Genomic DNA, 16,972 nt, shown 5'->3' on the forward strand with positions numbered 1-16,972 from the left:
GCGGGGATCACGAACGCCGCCCGAGACTACTGCCCGCAACCACCCGATGTCCTTAGGTAGTCGGCGCGTCGCGTGGCTGGTCCGGCGAGCCCTCCGTGATCGGCAGCAGCACCCGGAACGTGGTCCGTCCGGGCTCGGTCTCCACCCGGATGTCGCCGTGGTGCTTGTGCACCACGATCCGGTACGAGATGTCCAGCCCCAACCCGGTGCCCGCGCCGACCGGCTTGGTGGTGAAGAACGGCTCGAAGATGCGCGGACGCACCTCGGGCGGGATACCCGGACCGGTGTCGGTGACCTCCACCGCCAGCAGGTCGCCGACCATCGCGGTGCGGACGGTCAGCACACCCTTCTCCCCCATCGCGCCCAACGCGTTGTCGATCAGGTTGGTCCACACCTGGTTCAGCTCGGCCGCGTACGCCGGGATGTGCGGGAGGTCGCGGTCGTACTCGCGGACCAGCTTGACCTCGGCGGGGACCTTCCCCTTGAACATCACGAGCGTGGCGTCGAGCAGGTCGTGCACGTCCACCACCCGGTGCGGTGCCCGGTCCAGCTGCGAGTACTGCTTGGCGGCATCCACCAGGCCGGAGATCCGGGTGACCGCGTCGCCGATCTCGCGCATCAGCAGCTCGGTGTCGACCGTGTAGGTGAGCCAGCGCACCGCCGCCTCCAGGTCCGCGGCGCCGACCGCCGCCTTCACCTGCGCCAACCAGGCCGCGTCGAGCCCACCGCCGACCAGGATCGGCGCCAGGTCCCAGGCCCCACCGACCCCGTGCTCCTCCAGCCAGTCGGTGAGGGTGTCCTCGGCGTCGGCGGTGGCCATCGGGGTCAGCTTCGGTGCGGTGGCGACCCGGGCGACGGCCTCCTCCTGCAACGCGACGAGGCCGTGCAGGGCGCGACCGTCGAGCCGGCCGTCGGCGACCATCGCGAGCTTGTGTCGCATCCCGGCGACCCGGTCCCGCAGCACCGAGGTGGCCCGCACCGCCGCCGCGGCCGGATTGTTCAGCTCGTGGGTCAGGCCCGCCGACAGCGAACCGAGCGCCAACAGCCGCTCCCGTTCGCCGACGATGGCCTGGCTGTTGCGCAGGCCGAGGAACAGCCCCTCCAACAGATGTATCGGCATCGGGAACCAGGACCGCAGGGCGTACGCGAAGTCCTCCGCCGGCAGCACGAAGAAGTCCGAGTCGACAAGCGCCCGCATGCTGTTGCGGTAGATCTGGTCGACCTGGTCACCCAGGTACGCCTGGACGGCACCGCCGTACACCCCGCGCTGGTCGGTCCGGCTGATCTCGACGTCGTCGCCGCGCACCTGTCGGCTCAACGCCACCGCGCCGCGCACCAACACGAAGAAGCAGGTCCCGGGCTCACCCTCGGCGTACACGAGGGTGCCGCCGGCACGCTGCTCGACCCGGCCGCGCTCGGCCAACCAGTCGAGTTGCGCGTCGTCGAGAGACTCGAACAGGAACAGGGTGCGCAACTGCGCCGGTGTCAGTCGATCGGACTCGGTGGTCACTGGGCCTCCTTCGTTCGCGACTGCGGGGCTCGCAAAACCGGCTCACTCCTCGCGCTCACTGGGCCTCCTTCGCTCGCGACTGCGGGGCTCGCAAAACCGGCTCACTCCTCGCGCTCACTGGGCCTCCTTCGCTCGCGACTGCGGGGCTCGCAAAACCGGCTCACTCCTCGCGCTCACTGGGCCTCCAGGTAACGGTGCACGAGCGAGACGGCCATCGCGCCCTCGCCGACCGCCGAGGCGACCCGCTTGACCGACTCGGCCCGTACGTCCCCGGCCGCGAACACCCCCGGGACACTGGTCTCCAGGTGGTACGGGTCGCGCGACAGCGACCAGCCGGCCGGCCGACGTCCGCCGGACAGCAGGTCCGGGCCGGTGACGATGAAGCCGCGCCCGTCGCGGACCAGCACCCCGTCCAGCCAGTCGGTGCGGGGCTCGGCGCCGATGAAGATGAACAGCCAGGAGGTGTCGACCGAGCGGGACTCCCCGGTGCGGGTGTCGCACAGGGTGAGCCGCTCCAGGTGATCATCACCCGCCCCGCCGACCACCGCCGTGTGCGGGTGCACGGTGATCCGGTCGATCCGTTCCAGCTGGTCGATCAGGTAACGCGACATCGAGGCGGTCAGGTCCGCACCCCGGATCAGCAGGTGCACCCGCGCCGCGTACCGGGAGAAGTGCACCGCCGCCTGGCCGGCGGAGTTGGCCCCGCCGACGATGTAGACGTCCTGCTCGACGCAGCTCGGCGCCTCGGTGGCGGCGGCACCGTAGAAGACCCCCCGACCGGTGAAGTCGGCCAACCCGGGAGCGTCGAGCACCCGGTACGACACCCCGGTGGCCAGGACCACGGTGTGCGCCGCGATCTCAGAGCCGTCACCGAAGCGCAACAGCCGGGCGCCGCCGGCCTCACTCAGACCGACCACCTCCCGGGCACTGAGCAACTCGGCACCGAACTTGACCGCCTGCCGCCGGGCCCGATCGGTCAACTGCGCACCGGAGACGCCGTCGGGAAAGCCCAGGTAGTTCTCGATCCGGCTGCTCTGCCCGGCCTGCCCGCCGGTCGCCCGCCGCTCGACGAGCACCGTGCGCAGCCCCTCCGAGGCGCCGTACACCGCCGAGCCCAGGCCGGCCGGGCCGCCGCCGATCACCACCAGGTCGTAGAAGTCACACGCCGGCACCACTGTCAACCCGGCGAGCGCGGCCAACTCGGCCTCGCTGGGGGCGACAAGCGCCTTGCCCTCCGGCGTCACCACAAGCGGTACGTCCGCCTCGGTGGCCCCGGCCGCGTCGAGCAGGCGGGCGCCCTCCGGGTCGTCGGAGAGCATCCACCGGTACGGCACCAGGTTGCGCGCCAGGAAGTCACGGACCTTGAACGACGGCGCCGACCAGCGGTGCCCGACGACCCGGATCTCGGCGCTCGCCGCGTCCGGGGTGATCGACCACGCCTCCAGCAGCCCGTCGACCACCGGGTACAGCTTCTCCTCCGGCGGATGCCAGGGTTTGAGCAGGTAGTGGTCCAGGTCGACGACGTTGATCGCCTCGATCGCGGCCTCGGTGTCCGCGTACGCGGTGAGCAGCACCCGGCGGGCGGCCGGGAAGATGTCCATGGCGACCTCCAGGAACTCCACCCCGGTCATCTCCGGCATCCGGTGGTCGGCCAGGAGCAGCGCCACCTGCTCGCCGCGCAGCTTGACCTCTCGCAGCGCGTCCAGCGCCTCCGGCCCGGAGGAGGCCCGCAGCACCCGGTAGCGGTCACCGTAGCGGCGGCGGATGTCCCGGGCCACCGCACGGGACACCACGGGGTCGTCGTCGACGGTCAGGATCACCGGGTTCGCCATGGCGCCATGAAATCACCTCCTGCCACTCGGCCGCACCTGGCCCGAGCCGCGCGGCACGGTTGACCGGGTTCGGGATGGGTAAGCCGGGGAGCCGCGTGGGTGGTCGTCCGTCGACGACACGCCCCGCTGCCGCGCACACCTCGGGGGGCCCATGGCGGACGTGTCGCCGACCGGAGAGACGACGTCGGGTGGGATCGTTCAGTTGCGGGTGCACGGCGTCTCCGGTGCGGGCGCGGACCAGGTGTTGGACCGGCCGTACGTGCACCAGGTCGCCGGGGACCGCAACGGCGGGTTCTACCGCCCCCAGCCCGGCTATCCGGGGTCCGCCGCGACGGACGGGGTGACGCTGGAGGCGTACCGCTGGAGTGACCTGCCGTCCGGCACGGCCGTGCGGACGCTGTCACTGGTGTTCCTGCTGCCGTTCATGCTCTGCAACGTGGCGATCTGGATGCACCCGGTGCCCCAGGCCCCGAAGAGCGTCGTCGTCGCCCTCGGTAGGGCGCTCGCCCTCAGCCTCACCATGCTCTACGTGCTCTCCATCGTCGGCGTGGTGCTGGACCTGATCGCCTGGCGCTGCATGGGCGACCCGTCCTGCCTGGCGGGCCGGAGCTGGCTGTCCTGGCTCGGGGGCCGCCCGGTCGGGGTGCGCCTGGGCGTGCTGGCGCTGGTGGCGATCGCCGCCGTCGGTGTCCTCTGGTGGTTGAGTACCCGCCTGAGCCACTCGTTCGACGCGTTCCGCACCGGCGGGCCGGCGACCTCACGGCATCGGTTGAGCGCGGTCGGCCAGTGGGACGGGGCACCGCTCGTCGGTCGCCTGCGGTCGGTGCACGTCGCCGCCGCCTTCGCCACGCTGGACGGCAGCCTGCTGCTCGCCGAGTCCAGCCAGCACCGCACCTGGGTGATGGTGGTGTTGGTGGTGGCCGTCGGCGCGGTGCTGCTGGCCTGCCTGGTCCTGGTCAGCGCGGTGCGGAGCTTCGACCGGACCGAACCGGCACCCCTGGTGGACGGGCTCACCCGCGGACTGCGCACGATCACCTGCGGGCTGACGATCCTGGTGATCGTGCACGTCCTCGTCAGCCCGGCGCCGTGGCCGCAGAGCCGCGCACTGCCCGGGTACGGCGCCACCGTGGCCGGGTTGTTCGTCAGCCAGACCGTGCTGATCACGGTCCTCGCCGCCGTGGTGATCTCGCGGCGGGGTCGTCAGCAGCGCGTCGGAGGACCGCGGCCCGCGAGGCTGCGCGCACTGGGCTCGCCGGTCCTCGTCACGATCGCCGCCGGACTCGCGGTGGCCTTCTCCGCCGAGTTGGTCTACCGGACCGCGGACCTCCTGGACCGGGAGGGAACAACCGCCGACGGAATCGCGACGAGCCCGCCGCTGGCGTACAAATGGGCGATCTTCAGCTTTTTCCTTGCGGTGTTGAGCGCGTTGCTGGTGGCCGCCCTGGTCACGGTGCTGACCCGACGCCGTCGGTGGCGGGCCGCGCGGGCGATCGTGGCCGCGGACTTCCCGCACGCGCCCCCGGAGGCGGCCGACCGACTGCGCCAGGTCGAACGGGCGGTGGCCCGGGCACGGTTCACCGAACGACTGGAGCCGCTCACCGTGGTGTACGCGGGGCTGGCCGCGCTGGGGCTGGCCACCAGTGCGGTCGGACTGTTCCAGATCTATCCCGGCGACATGACCCAGCGGTTCCTCGGCGTACCCGACGACTTCGTCAACTTCTTCATCGGCATGGGCAGCTATGTCATCGCCGCGATCATTCTCGGACTCGTGATCGGCGGCCTCTTCGCCTACCGCACGGCCGGGTTTCGCCGGTACGTGGGCGTCCTGTGGGACCTGGGCACCTTCTGGCCCCGCGCGGCGCACCCGTTCGCCCCGCCCTGCTACGCCGAGCGGGCCGTGCCGGAGTTGGCCAAGCGCATCACCTACCTGGTGGACCAGGGGCAGGGGGTGTTGCTGACCGGGCACAGCCACGGCTCGGTGCTGCTCGCCGCCACGGTGCTCCAGCTGCCGGCCCGGGTCACCGACCGGGTCGCTCTGCTGACCTACGGGTCGCCCCTGGGCCGGTTGTACTCGCGGCTGTTTCCCGCCTCGGTCGACATGTCGACGCTGCGGGAGGTGGGCGAGCGGGTCGGCTGGCGGTGGGTCAACCTGTGGCGCGACACGGACCCGATCGGCGGCTGGATCTTCGCCTCTCACCGGCCCGGCGAGGCCGAGACGCTGACCGGGCCGGCGGCGATGGTGGATCGTCGGTTGACCGATCCGCAGGACGTGGTGCCGCCGCCCAGTGACAGCGTCCCCCCGCCGATCCTGGGGCACTGGCCGTGCGAGTCCGAGGAGGCGTTCGGGCAGGCGGTGCGGGATCTGGCCGCACGGCTGCACCGCGACCGCCCGGCGGTCGACTGACCCGACCTGGCGGCCGGATATCGTCGCCGGGTGACACCGTCCAAGAAGCCCGAGCGCCGGTTGATCGCCTCGAACAAGAAGGCCCGGCACGAGTACACCGTGCTGCGCACCTACGAGGCGGGCATCGTGCTGGTCGGCACCGAGGTGAAGTCGCTGCGCGAGGGGCGGGCCTCGCTTGTCGACGCGTTCGCGCACGAGCGCGACGGCGAGATCGTGCTGTACGGCCTGCACATCGCCGAGTACGCGTACGGCACGTGGACCAACCACGCCCCCCGCCGCAACCGCAAGCTGCTGCTGCACCGGGCCGAGATCGACCGGATCCTGGACAAGGTCCGCGAGGGCGGGGTGACCCTGGTCCCGTTGTCGATGTACTTCGAGAACGGCTACGCCAAGGTCGAGCTGGCCCTGGCCAAGGGCAAGCGCTCCTACGACAAGCGGCAGACGCTGGCCGAGCGGGATGCCAACCGGGAGATCGCCCGCGAGCTGGGCAGGCACCTCAAGGGCCACCCCCGCCGCCCCTGACCGCCGTCGGATCGCAGTTCTTTCCCGCGGCGCGCCCGCGGGTCGTTGACGTCCCCGCGCTGACGTGGTCTGCTCAGTCGACGCCGTTAATGAAAACGGTAATCATTAGCTGAAAGTGGAGGAGAACCCATGTCGCTCACCGTCCCGCCCGCCCTGCTCGACGCCGCCGAACGCGGTCCCGTCGACGACGAGGCGTTCGTCGCCTGCGTCCGCGAGTCACTCCCGTACGCCTGGGCTACCGTCAGCCGGGTGGTGGCCGAACTGGAGGCCGGCGACGCCGACCTCGCCGACAACGTCGTCCCGCCGCCCACCGACGACGACCGGGGGCAACTGCTGCGGGCACTGGCGAGCGACGCGATCCGCGCCGGTCTGGAACGGCACTTCGGCGTACGCCTGGCCTTCCAGAACTGCCACCGCGTCGCCGCGTTCCGCCCGTCGGCCGTCGACGGGGAGCGTTACCGCCGCTTCGTGTCCACCCGTGGGCAACTGCTCAACCAGTCGCCGGAGCTGCGCAACTGCTGACGGTGGGCTCGGGGCGGGCGGGAGCCCCCCGGCCCGCCCCGAGCCTGCGGCCCCGCCTTTCCTGCCCCGGGTGCGCGCGGGTCGTGTTTGGCGCGGCGGGCTGTCGTCAGGTGTTGTTCGCTCTGTCCAGGGCTAGCGCTATCGATGCCTGGGCTTGCTCGAGCGTGTCGCCGGCTCCAACCGCAAGGTCCCGTAGGTACTGGCGGAACTCGTCATCAGACGGGTGGCTTGAGGTGAGGTAGCCGGCGAGTTCGAGGCTGACTAGTCCGTGCAGCTGACACCACATGCGCCGGGTGATGGACCAGGGGTCTGCGGGACGGAACCGGCCTGCCTGGATGCATCGGGGGACGGTATCCCTAGCTACGCGCAGCGTGTAGAGGCCGATGCGCCGGTCTTCTTCTGAAAGTTGGAACCCGGCGATGCTTGGGCCGCCGAACATCACCGCGTACAGGTGGGGTGCCAGGTGCGCGGACTGCCGGTACGCGATGGCCAACTGGAAGCTGTCGGCGACCGGGTCGTCGCTGGCATGCACCGTCGCCAGCCGGTCAGCTAGCCGGGCGAAGCCTTCCCGGATGACGGCCCGGACCAGACCTGGCATGCCGCCGAAGTACGTGTAGATGGCCATTGTGGAGGTGCCCGTCTCGCGTGCTAGTGCTCGCGCGGACAGTGACCGGGGTCCCTGCTCGGTCAGCAGCCGAGCGGCGACTTCGACGAGTTCCTGCCGCGGACCGCTGCTTGCCCTTGACATGAGCTCATCATAACGGTGTTATTGACATAACGGTGTTATGAGGGGGAGGCGATTGGATGTTGGGGCCACGACGGATCCGAGCACGGATCCCGCGACTTGCCGAAGCGCACGGAGATGACTGGGGAACGGTGGCCGGCGGCGGAGAGCCACTTCGGCTGGCCGTGCTCGGCGACTCCGCAGCGGCCGGGGTCGGTGCTCCCGACCATCAGGCGGCCTTGGCCGGTCAGACTGCGGTTGCACTCGCCGCGCTGACCGGGCGGCACCTGTCTTGGCGGGTCGTGGCACGATCGGGAGCCACGGCCAGAACGATCCGACGAGACTTGGTGGACGGCATCACGGATCCACACACGCGCTGGAGCCCACACTTGGTCCTCGTGGTTGTGGGGGTCAACGACGCGGTCCGGTTGCGGCGACCCGGCCGGTTTCGGCGCGACGTCGAGCATCTGGTGGCGGTGATTCGGCGTCGGCTCGGTGCCCCGATCCCTGTGCTTCTGGCTGGGCTGCCCCCCGTGCACCGCTTTCCCGCCCTGCCTGCGCCGGTGCGGCTGCTGCTTGGGAGCCACGCGCGCCGGCTGGACCGTCAACTCACGCGCCTGGCTCGACGGGACACGGGCGTGTTCCACCTGCCGGTCGGGCACCTGCCCATCGAACGAGACGACTTCTTCGCCTCGGATGGCTTCCATCCCGGCCCAGCCGGATACCGCGTGTGGGGCCGAACGCTTGGTGCACAGACGGCCACGATCGTCGATGCAGTCCTGCCTATGACCGTGGAACCGAGAGTTGCCAGTCAGCGTGACGGCCACCCGCGGGGCGCAACTGCAGAAGAAGCCGGCCGGAGGTGGCCGGCGGGCAACATCCGCACATCGGCAGTTCCGGACGTCGCCCGACACGGGAGGTCTGCCACGGAGCGTGACAACTCCGGCTCGTGATGGCGCGCGCGGACGGCGGCAGATCCGGATACTCGATCAGCGTGAGCGCCGGCGATCGCGCGATCGGCTCCAGCCGTGCTTTCTCATGTGCGGTGTGACGTCGCGGATGCTGCGGCAAAACTCACCGATGGGACACAACACTGTGCAGTCCGGCGCGATGAGAGGACCGGGTATGGACGTGCTGATGTTCGCCACCGTCGCGGTGCTGGGGTTCACGGCGTGCGCCGAGTTCGGCTCCTATGCTTTTGTGCATCCGGTGGTCAGGCGTCTGGCGCCGCGTGACCACATCCTGGTCGAACAGGGTCTGCTGCGTACCTTCGGGATTGTCATGCCGGTGCTGATGACGGCTTCGCTCGTGCTGGCTATCAGCTACGCGGCCCGCCCTGATGGGGCGGGGTTGCCCGAGGTGTTGCGTTGGGTTGCGGCCGCGACCTGGGCCACGGGCATCGTCACGACCGTGGTCGTGAACGTGCCGATCAACCTGTCCACACTGCGCTGGGACAAGGATTTCCCTCCGGAGCGCTGGCAAGAGCGCCGTAACCGCTGGGAGTGGTTTCAGGGATACCGTTCGTGGGCCTATCTCGCGGCCTTCCTGCTCGTCGTTCTCTCGGTCGCCACGGTCGGCTGAGAGTGTTGGGTTACCCGTTGACCACGTGAAGTGAGTTGACGGGATCCGTTGTGGTGTAGGGATTACAGAAGCGGATACCGGATCAAATGCGACCGGCTGGGACGAGGTGGCGTGGTCTTCGTGGTCGTCGTCTACCTCGTAATCTTCCGTACCAGGACGGCCCGTCATGAGGCGCCTCATGACACTTCAGGTCAGGAGTTCGCGGGCCAGGGCCTCGGTCCACCAGCGCTCGACTTGATCGGGTTGCCAGCCGCGTTCGCCGGTCAGTGTGGTGTAGACGTCGATGTTGCAGATCGCCGCATAGATGTCGACGGCCGACCGTATGTCTAGTCCTTGCCGGAGAACGCCGCCCGGCCACGACGAGAACACCTGGATCCTGGTCTCGTCCCCCCGCTGACGGCCGTCGCGGTAGACGCTTCCCAGCGCAGGCTCGGTGCGGCCCGCCTCGCGTACGAGCGCGATGATGTCACCGGCACGCTCGAAGAGCCGCCGGTCGTAGCCGGCCATCGCCGCGAGCTGCCGCACCGGATCGTTCTCGGCCCCTTCCAGTTCGGCGAGCGACTGCGATGGATTTGCGGCGATGTCTGCTGCGTCGGCCAGGGCCTGGATCAGCCCGGTCTTGTTCCCGTACACCGCGTAGACGGTCGGCACCGAGACCCCCGCCTCCCGTGCCACGTCACGCACCGTGGTCGCCGCCCAGCCGCGGGAGAGGAACAGTCGACGAGCGGCGCTGGCGATCTCACCCCTCGTCTCTGCCGCTTGCGCCACCCGGCGCAGTGATTCGTACCTCCGGCTGCCTGTCTCGGCGGTCAATGGCTTGCCTCCTTCAGTTTTCGGCCCTTATATTGAATATATGTTGCGTAAACTCGGCGTCGGAGGCACCTGGACGTTCTCGCGGATCGCCGGACTCGCCGGACTCGGCTTCGCCATCCTGATCGCCTCCACCAACGCCTTCCTGGTGCCAGCCGGCCTGCCCCACACCGGCGCTGAGACCAACGACGTTGTCCAGTTTTTCACCACCCAACAGAACACCGTCGGCCTCGCATCAGCACTCGCCCCGATCGCCTGGGTGCTGGCCACCCTGTTCGCCGCCGGCGCGGTCGCCGTGCTGTGGCGTTCCGACCTCGAGCAAGGCACAGCCTGGTCCCTGGTCGGGTTCGCCGGGGTGATCATGCAGAACATCACCTTCACCGGCGTGATGGCCACCCGGCTCGCGCTCGCGTCAACGACCGCGCAGGACAGCAGCACGATCGCCGGACTCTGGGCATTACACAACGCGCTGTTCGTCTTCAACGGCGCCTTCCTGGCACTGGCCATGACCGGCCTGTCCATCAGCGGCCGACGCGCCGGCCTGATCCGCCGCTGGCACAGCGGGATCGGTCTGCTTGCCGCCGCACTCCAGTTCGGCTCGGCCGTGCTGAGCCCTCTGGCCATCGACGACCCCGGTACGGTCGGTCTCCTCGGCCTTGTCGGCTGGCTGATCTGGGTCGTGTGGGTCGTCGCCTACGGCATCACCCTGATCCGCCCGACATCCGTTCCCATCCAGGCGATACCGAAGAACCGACGCACCGGTCCCGTTGAGTCATTTCGATCAGACCATCGGCAGGCCGATCTACCCGACGGCCAGCGTCGCCATCCAGCACAGCAACGCGTCGAACCGCCGGAGAGCGCGCAGGCATAGGCATCCGCCGACACCCCGACACCCGGCGCGGCGCGGCGTTCCTGGCAACTGCCGACGACACCGGGTGGATCCGTCGGAACGTCGGCGGGTCCACCCGGTTCGTTAGTGGCCGATCTTGTCCAGTTCGGCGAGGTCGTCGTCGGTGAGGGGCAGTGCGGCGCCCGCGACGTTCTCGTGCAGGTGTGTCGTGGACGAGGTGCCCGGAATCAGCAGGATGTTCGGCGAACGCCGCAGCAGCCAGGCCAGGGCGACCGACATCGGTGCCGCCCCCAGCCGGGCGGCCACGGTCGAGAGCAGCGAGGACTGCAGGGGGCTGAAGCCGCCGAGCGGAAAGAACGGCACGAAGGCGATGCCCTGCTCGGCGAGCGCGTCGATCAGCTCGTCGTCCTGGCGGTGCGCGAGGTTGTACCTGTTCTGCACGCACACGATCGGCGCGAGGGCCTGTGCCTCGGCGACCTGCTCCGGCGTCGCGTTGCTCACTCCGAGGTGCCGGATCAGGCCCTCCCGCTGAAGGTCGACAAGTGTCTCGAGCGCCTCGGCGAGGGATTCGGGCTGTGGCCCCGCGGCATCGCCGAGCCGGAGGTTGACGAGGTCGAGCACGTCGAGACCGAGGGTCTCCAGGTTCTCGTGCACGGACCGGCGCAGGCTTGCCGGGTCACGGGCCGGGGGCCAGCCGCCCTGCTGGTCGCGGTTCGCGCCCACCTTGGTCACGATGTGCAGCGCATCGGGGTACGGGTGCAGCGCTTCCCGGATCAGCTGGTTGGTGACCTGCGGCCCGTAGGCCTGGGAGGTGTCGATGTGGGTGATGCCACGCTCGACGGCCGCGCGCAGGACGGCGAGCGCGCCGTCGTGGTCGGCCGGCGGCCCCATGACCCAGGGGCCGGCCAGTTGCATGGCGCCGTAGCCGAACCGGGTGACCGTCAGGTCTCCCAGCGTCCAGGTGCCGCCGGGAAGGGAGGTGGAGACCATGTTCTTACCTCTGGCTCTCGTGTCGCACCGAGCCGTGCCGGTGCATCGCCTACCCGCTCCACTATCGGGATGTAACTTCACTACGGGAAGTAGGCACCTGAAAGTGCGTAACGCCCCAGCGGCGGGAGGAGCGGTTCGATGACGACGACGACGGCGGCGCGGAAGAGGGCTCAGACCAAGGTGGAATACGACGCCTTCCTGGCGCAGTGTCCGAGCCGCAAGCTGCTCGACCGCATCGCGGACAAGTGGGTCACGTTGGTGCTGGCCGCGCTGCGCAGCGACGGCTCGCACCAGTTCGGCGCCGACTGTGCCGGCGAGCCCCGACCGCTGCGGTACTCGGAGCTGTCGCGCCTCCTGGCCGGGGTCAGTCAGAAGATGCTGACCCAGACGCTGCGCTCCCTGGAACGCGACGGTCTGCTCACCCGCACCGTGGTGCCGACCGTGCCCGTCACCGTCACCTACGAGCTGACCGACCTCGGTGTCTCCCTGCACGAGGTGGTCCGCGGCCTGAAGGGCTGGGCCGAGACGCACATGGACGACGTGCTCGCCAACCGCGCGACGTACGACGACCACGCCGGCTGAGCCGCCCCGCGCACCTGCGGCCGAAAAGACCCACGCGAGTACGCAGCCACAGCACGATCCGACCTTCCAGGCTCGTAGTTGCGGCAGCTAGGGTGAGCCGGTGACGATGTTCCGGATCGGTGCGGCGGCCGACCTGCTCGGTGTCAGCAGCGACACGATCCGCCGCTGGGTCGATGCCGGGCGGCTGACGGCCGGGCGCGACGAGCACGGCCACCGGGTGATCGACGGGGTCGACCTGGCCGCGTTCGCCCGGGCCCAGGCCGCCGACCCGGACGCGGGTGCCGAGTTCTCCTCGGCCCGCAACCGGCTGCGCGGCATCGTCGTCGACGTCCGCAAGGACACGGTGATGGCCCAGGTCGACATCCAGGCCGGCCCGTTCCGCGTCGTGTCGCTGATGAGCCGGGAGGCGGTCGACGCCCTGGATCTGCGGGTCGGCTCGGTCGCCGTCGCGGTGATCAAGTCGACCACGGTGGTGGTGGAGCGGGCCGCACCCGCCCCGAGCGGGGGAAGGTCGGGCGGATGAGCGCGCGGGCGACGCGTACGGCGATGGTCGTGGTCCTGGCGCTGACCATCGCCGGCTGCGGCACGGGCGGCGACCAGGCCTCCGGTGGCGCCGCCGACGGGCGGGTCACCGGCCCGGTGACGGTGTTCGCGGCCGCCTCGTTGACCGAGGCGTTCACCCGCATCGGTAGGGACTTCGAGGTCGCCAACCCGGGCAGCACCGTGACTCTCAACTTCGCCGGCAGCTCCGCACTGGCCAACCAGGTCAACCAGGGTGCGCCGGCGGACGTGTTCGCCTCGGCCGCCCCGGCGACCATGGCCACTGTCACCGGGGCCGGCAACGCCGACGGCGCACCGAGCGTCTTCGCCCGCAACCAGCTGGTGATCGCGGTGCCCCGGGGCAACCCGGCCAGGGTGACCGGGCTGGCCGACCTGGGCCGGCCTGGTGTGAAGGTGGCGCTCTGCGCCAACCAGGTGCCCTGCGGGGCGGCCGCCCGCACCGCCCTGGACGCGGCCGGCGTCGCGCTGACCCCGGTCACCCTGGAGCAGGACGTCAAGGGCGCGCTCGCCAAGGTGCGGCTCGGCGAGGTCGACGCGGCCCTGGTCTACCGCACGGACGCACGGGCCGCGAGCGCCGACGTGACAGCTGTGGAGTTTCCCGAGTCGGCGCGGGCGGTCAACGACTACCCGATCGTCGCGCTGAAGGACGCACCGAATCCGGCCGGCGCGCGGGCCCTCGTCGCGTACGTCCGCTCGGCGCCGGCGCAGGCCGTCCTCGCCGAGGCGGGCTTCCAGGCGCCATGAGTCGGGTCCTCGACCAGGTGACCCCCCGACGGCGCGGGCGGGTGCCGGCGGCGCTGTTGATCCCCGCCGCACTGGGGTTGCTCTTCCTCGTCCTGCCGCTGGCTGGTCTGGTGATCCGGGCGCCCTGGTCGACCCTGCCGCAGCGGCTCACCGCGCCGGGGGCGCTGACCGCGCTGCGGCTGTCGGTGCAGACCGCGACCCTGGCCACCGTGCTCTGCCTGCTGCTCGGGGTGCCGCTGGCCTGGGTGCTGGCCCGGGTCGAGTTTCCCGGCCGCCGACTGGTCCGCGCGCTGGTCACCGTGCCGCTGGTGCTGCCGCCGGTGGTCGGCGGCGTGGCGCTGTTGCTGGTCTTCGGCCGGCGGGGGCTGCTCGGCGGCTGGCTGGACGCCACGTTCGGCGTCACCCTGCCCTTCACCACCACGGGTGTCGTGGTGGCCGAGTCGTTCGTCGCCATGCCGTTCCTGGTCATCGCCGTGGAGGGTGCGCTGCGCGCCGCCGACCACCGCTACGAGGAGGCCGCCGCCACGCTGGGCGCCGGCCGGTGGACCACCTTCACCCACGTCACGGTGCCGCTGGTGGCGCCCGGGTTGGCCGCCGGCGCGGTGCTCTGCTGGGCGCGGGCGTTGGGCGAGTTCGGTGCCACCATCACCTTCGCCGGCAACTACCCCGGTCGCACCCAGACGATGCCGCTCGCCGTCTACCTGGCACTGGAGACCGACCTGGAGTCCGCGATCGTGCTCAGCCTGGTGCTGCTCGTCGTGTCGGTGGGCATCCTGGTCGCGTTGCGGGATCGCTGGATGACCGGCGCATGACGCCTCCGCTGCTGGACGCCCGGCTCGTCGTCGACCGGGGCGCCTTCCAGCTCGACGCCGCGCTGCGGGTGGCTCCCGGCGAGGTGGTCGCGCTGCTCGGCCCGAACGGCGCCGGCAAGACCACCGCGCTGCGCGCGCTGGCCGGGCTGCATCCCCTCACGGCCGGGCACGTCACGCTCGACGGCGTCGACCTGGATCGGCCGGCGGCCCGCGGCTGGGTGCCCACCGAACGCCGGTCGATCGGTGTGGTCTTCCAGGACTATCTGCTCTTTCCGCACCTCAGCGCCCTGGACAACGTGGCCTTCGGGCCGCGCCGGCACGGCGTCGACAGGCGGGCCGCGCGTGCCACGGCCCGGGACTGGCTCGCCCGGGTGGGGCTCGACGCACAGGCGCAGCGCCGGCCCCGGCAGCTCTCCGGCGGGCAGGCGCAGCGGGTGGCGCTGGCCCGCGCGCTGGCCGTGGCACCGGCACTGCTGCTGCTGGACGAGCCGCTCGCCGCGTTGGACGCGCGCACCCGGCTGGACACCCGCGCGGAGTTGCACCGCCACCTGTCCGCGCACCCGGGCGCGACGCTGCTGGTCACCCACGACCCGTTGGACGCCCTCGCGCTGGCCGACCGGCTGGTCATCGTCGAGGGTGGCCGGGTGGTGCAGGAGGGCGACGGGCCGAGTGTCACCGCCCGCCCGCGCACCGACTACGTCGCCCGGCTCGTCGGGCTCAATCTCTATCGAGGAAGGGCTGAGGGGCACGGGGTACGCGTCGCGCCGGAGCTGACCCTCACCGTCGCCGACCGGCTCGACGGCGAGGCGTTCGTGGCGTTCCGCCCGGCGGCGGTGGCCCTGCACCCGAGCCGACCGCAGGGCAGCCCCCGCAACACCTGGGCGGGCACCGTGGTCGGCGTGCAGCGGCACGGCGACAACGTGCGCGTGCAGGTGGACGGGCCGATCGGGGTGGCCGCCGACGTCACGCCGGCCGCCGCCGCCCAGCTGCGACTGCTCCCCGGTCAACGGGTCTGGGTGGCGCTCAAGGCGGCCGAGACGCACGCCTACCCGGCCACCGGCTGAATGTCGGGCGGCCAGATCACGCTCGGATCACCAGGACAGTGACCGAGGAGCCGGCCACGGCGTTGTTGGCGCTGTCGTTTTCGTCCAAGACGACCGCCGCGGGCACGATCTAGCGTGGACCCGGCAGCTCGCCCCAGCATGAGGAGACAGCACGATGCGCAATCTGGTCTACACCGGCTTCATGTCGCTCGACGGCGTCGTCGACTCGCCCGGGGGCGGGCCAACGGAGGAGCACCGCAGCGGTGGGTGGGTGTTCAAGGACCTCGAGTTCGTCCCGGAAGCCTGGTCGCTGAAGAGCGAGGAGCTCGCCGACACGACGGCGTTGATGTTCGGCCGTCGCAGCTACGAGGCGTTCGCGCCGGTCTGGCCCGGCTCGCAGGATCACGCCGGTTACAAGGAGCTGCCCAAGTACGTGGTGTCGACCTCACTGTCGGACGACGCCATCGTCGATGGGTGGGGGCCGACCACGATCCTGCGCTCGAGCGGGGACATCGCCGCGCTCAAGGAGGGCGACGGCGGTGCGATCTTCATCCACGGGAGCGCGGAGCTGGCTCGGCGGCTGTCCGACGCGGGCTTGATCGATCAGTACAACCTGCTCGTCTTCCCCGTGTTGCTCGGTGCCGGCAAGAGCCTGTTCGGCCGGGCCGATCGGGACAAGCACATGCTGACGCTGCGGGAGTCGGAGAGTTACCCGAACGGGATCCTCAAGCTGGTCTACGACGTCCGGCGGTGATCCAGGTCGAGGGCGATCGCGCCGCCGGCGCCCTCGCGTAGCTGCCGGGCGGTGCGGCCGACGTAGGAGCGCAGCGCTCGGGCCAGGTGCGGCTCGTCGAAGTAGTCGAGCTTGACGACGACGTCGGCGGCCGGGTCGCCGGCAGCCAGTAGCTCCGCCGCCGTGCGGGCACGCTCGATCTGCCGGACGGCACTCCGCGTGAGACCGGTCGCCGCGCGGAACCGGCGTTCGACAGTGCGCCCCGACACGGCCGGACGGTGACCCCGCAGCACGTCGCTGACGAGCGGGTCACGGACCACGGTGCCGGCCCGGACGAGGCGGTCGACCAGAGCCTCGGTGTCGTCGGGAGAGGGCGTCTCCCAGCGCTCCCCGTCCAGCCGGAACGTCCGCCGCGTGGTGTCGGGAAGCTCGATGCCACCGTCGGTGAGCGCCGCGGTGGGCACGGACCGCAACGAGGTGCCCACGGCGAACTCGATGCCCGTGAAGGTCGCGCCCTCCGGCACCGGAGCCGTGCCGGACCGGGTCTCCGGACCGCTGATGGCCGTCTGCGCCCGGCCGGCCTGCTCCCAGAACACCAGGCCCCAACGCACCCCGGCGACGGACGTCATCGTGGTGACCTGGTCGCTCGTGCAGGTCCACACGGTGTCCACCCATGGCGAGTCCGATCCGCGTGTCGTAAACCGCAGTCCCACTGGCGAAGGATACGTCGCTGCGTGGTCGGCGTGGCTCGC

18 protein-coding genes are annotated in these 16,972 nt (G+C 70.9%); 12 read left to right on the forward strand and 6 right to left on the reverse strand.

Annotated elements, in window-relative coordinates; translation table 11 throughout:
* Positions 1-52 precede the first annotated feature (52 nt).
* Positions 53-1,510 (reverse strand): ATP-binding protein, encoded by a 1,458-nt coding sequence (locus AB0B14_RS24555; protein ID WP_357063393.1) that lies wholly within the window; start codon positions 1,508-1,510, stop codon positions 53-55.
* A 173-nt stretch (positions 1,511-1,683) separates the two neighbouring features.
* Positions 1,684-3,342: an FAD-dependent oxidoreductase gene (locus AB0B14_RS24560; RefSeq protein ID WP_357063396.1), complete on the reverse strand. Its 1,659-nt coding sequence runs from the start codon at positions 3,340-3,342 to the stop codon at positions 1,684-1,686.
* A 151-nt stretch (positions 3,343-3,493) separates the two neighbouring features.
* Between AB0B14_RS24560 and AB0B14_RS24565 the strand changes: the two genes are divergently transcribed.
* The 3 genes from AB0B14_RS24565 to AB0B14_RS24575 all read left to right on the forward strand — a co-directional run bounded on the left by AB0B14_RS24565 (position 3,494) and on the right by AB0B14_RS24575 (position 6,790).
* Positions 3,494-5,746: a hypothetical protein gene (locus AB0B14_RS24565; protein ID WP_357524384.1), complete on the forward strand. Its 2,253-nt coding sequence runs from the start codon at positions 3,494-3,496 to the stop codon at positions 5,744-5,746.
* A gap of 30 nt (positions 5,747-5,776) precedes the next feature.
* Positions 5,777-6,268 carry an SsrA-binding protein SmpB gene (gene smpB / locus AB0B14_RS24570; protein WP_357063402.1) on the forward strand — a complete coding sequence of 164 codons (492 nt, stop codon included), beginning with the start codon at positions 5,777-5,779 and terminating at the stop codon, positions 6,266-6,268.
* Positions 6,269-6,397: 129 nt separating this feature from the next.
* Positions 6,398-6,790 (forward strand): SCO5389 family protein, encoded by a 393-nt coding sequence (locus AB0B14_RS24575; protein WP_357063405.1) that lies wholly within the window; start codon positions 6,398-6,400, stop codon positions 6,788-6,790.
* A 106-nt stretch (positions 6,791-6,896) separates the two neighbouring features.
* Here the strand turns inward: AB0B14_RS24575 and AB0B14_RS24580 are convergent, their stop codons facing one another.
* The gene (locus tag AB0B14_RS24580; RefSeq protein ID WP_357524385.1) at positions 6,897-7,538 is read right to left on the reverse strand and encodes a TetR/AcrR family transcriptional regulator; all 642 of its coding nucleotides are present in this window, start codon (positions 7,536-7,538) and stop codon (positions 6,897-6,899) included.
* Between the two features lie 56 nt (positions 7,539-7,594).
* On the opposite strand from AB0B14_RS24580, the gene AB0B14_RS24585 reads away from it, so the two are divergent.
* Both AB0B14_RS24585 and AB0B14_RS24590 read left to right on the forward strand, forming a co-directional pair.
* On the forward strand, positions 7,595-8,467 hold the full coding sequence (locus tag AB0B14_RS24585; RefSeq protein ID WP_357524387.1) for an SGNH/GDSL hydrolase family protein: 873 nt from the start codon (positions 7,595-7,597) through the stop codon (positions 8,465-8,467).
* 172 nt (positions 8,468-8,639) lie between these two features.
* The gene (locus AB0B14_RS24590; protein ID WP_357063413.1) at positions 8,640-9,095 is read left to right on the forward strand and encodes a DUF1772 domain-containing protein; all 456 of its coding nucleotides are present in this window, start codon (positions 8,640-8,642) and stop codon (positions 9,093-9,095) included.
* Positions 9,096-9,281: 186 nt separating this feature from the next.
* Here the strand turns inward: AB0B14_RS24590 and AB0B14_RS24595 are convergent, their stop codons facing one another.
* Positions 9,282-9,863: a helix-turn-helix domain-containing protein gene (locus tag AB0B14_RS24595; protein WP_357524442.1), complete on the reverse strand. Its 582-nt coding sequence runs from the start codon at positions 9,861-9,863 to the stop codon at positions 9,282-9,284.
* An 85-nt stretch (positions 9,864-9,948) separates the two neighbouring features.
* On the opposite strand from AB0B14_RS24595, the gene AB0B14_RS24600 reads away from it, so the two are divergent.
* The gene (locus AB0B14_RS24600) at positions 9,949-10,776 is read left to right on the forward strand and encodes a hypothetical protein (RefSeq protein WP_357063416.1); all 828 of its coding nucleotides are present in this window, start codon (positions 9,949-9,951) and stop codon (positions 10,774-10,776) included.
* A gap of 102 nt (positions 10,777-10,878) precedes the next feature.
* Here the strand turns inward: AB0B14_RS24600 and AB0B14_RS24605 are convergent, their stop codons facing one another.
* Positions 10,879-11,745 carry an aldo/keto reductase family oxidoreductase gene (locus AB0B14_RS24605; RefSeq protein WP_357524389.1) on the reverse strand — a complete coding sequence of 289 codons (867 nt, stop codon included), beginning with the start codon at positions 11,743-11,745 and terminating at the stop codon, positions 10,879-10,881.
* Positions 11,746-11,883: 138 nt separating this feature from the next.
* Between AB0B14_RS24605 and AB0B14_RS24610 the strand changes: the two genes are divergently transcribed.
* The 6 genes from AB0B14_RS24610 (at position 11,884) to AB0B14_RS24635 (ending at position 16,241) form a co-directional block, all read left to right on the forward strand.
* Entirely contained in the window at positions 11,884-12,327 is a 444-nt protein-coding gene (locus AB0B14_RS24610; RefSeq protein ID WP_357524391.1) for a helix-turn-helix domain-containing protein, read from the forward strand.
* A gap of 100 nt (positions 12,328-12,427) precedes the next feature.
* Entirely contained in the window at positions 12,428-12,850 is a 423-nt protein-coding gene (locus AB0B14_RS24615) for a TOBE domain-containing protein (RefSeq protein WP_357524393.1), read from the forward strand.
* Positions 12,847-13,632 carry a molybdate ABC transporter substrate-binding protein gene (modA, locus tag AB0B14_RS24620; protein WP_357524395.1) on the forward strand — a complete coding sequence of 262 codons (786 nt, stop codon included), beginning with the start codon at positions 12,847-12,849 and terminating at the stop codon, positions 13,630-13,632. The genes AB0B14_RS24615 and modA overlap by 4 nt, the downstream gene beginning before the upstream one ends.
* Complete coding sequence (locus AB0B14_RS24625) at positions 13,629-14,444, forward strand: ABC transporter permease (protein ID WP_357063431.1); 816 nt, start codon at positions 13,629-13,631, stop codon at positions 14,442-14,444. The genes modA and AB0B14_RS24625 overlap by 4 nt, the downstream gene beginning before the upstream one ends.
* A complete protein-coding gene (locus AB0B14_RS24630) occupies positions 14,441-15,508 on the forward strand; it encodes an ABC transporter ATP-binding protein (protein WP_357524397.1) in 1,068 nt (355 codons plus the stop codon). The genes AB0B14_RS24625 and AB0B14_RS24630 overlap by 4 nt, the downstream gene beginning before the upstream one ends.
* A 154-nt stretch (positions 15,509-15,662) precedes the next feature.
* Positions 15,663-16,241, forward strand: coding sequence for a dihydrofolate reductase family protein (locus tag AB0B14_RS24635; protein ID WP_357524399.1), 579 nt, complete (start codon positions 15,663-15,665; stop codon positions 16,239-16,241).
* Here AB0B14_RS24635 and AB0B14_RS24640 read toward each other — a convergent pair.
* Positions 16,223-16,933 (reverse strand): helix-turn-helix domain-containing protein, encoded by a 711-nt coding sequence (locus AB0B14_RS24640; RefSeq protein WP_357524401.1) that lies wholly within the window; start codon positions 16,931-16,933, stop codon positions 16,223-16,225. The genes AB0B14_RS24635 and AB0B14_RS24640 overlap by 19 nt on opposite strands.
* Positions 16,934-16,972 lie beyond the last annotated feature (39 nt).

The sequence above is a fragment of the Micromonospora sp. NPDC049171 genome, assembly GCF_040648275.1.
GTDB lineage: Bacteria > Actinomycetota > Actinomycetes > Mycobacteriales > Micromonosporaceae > Micromonospora.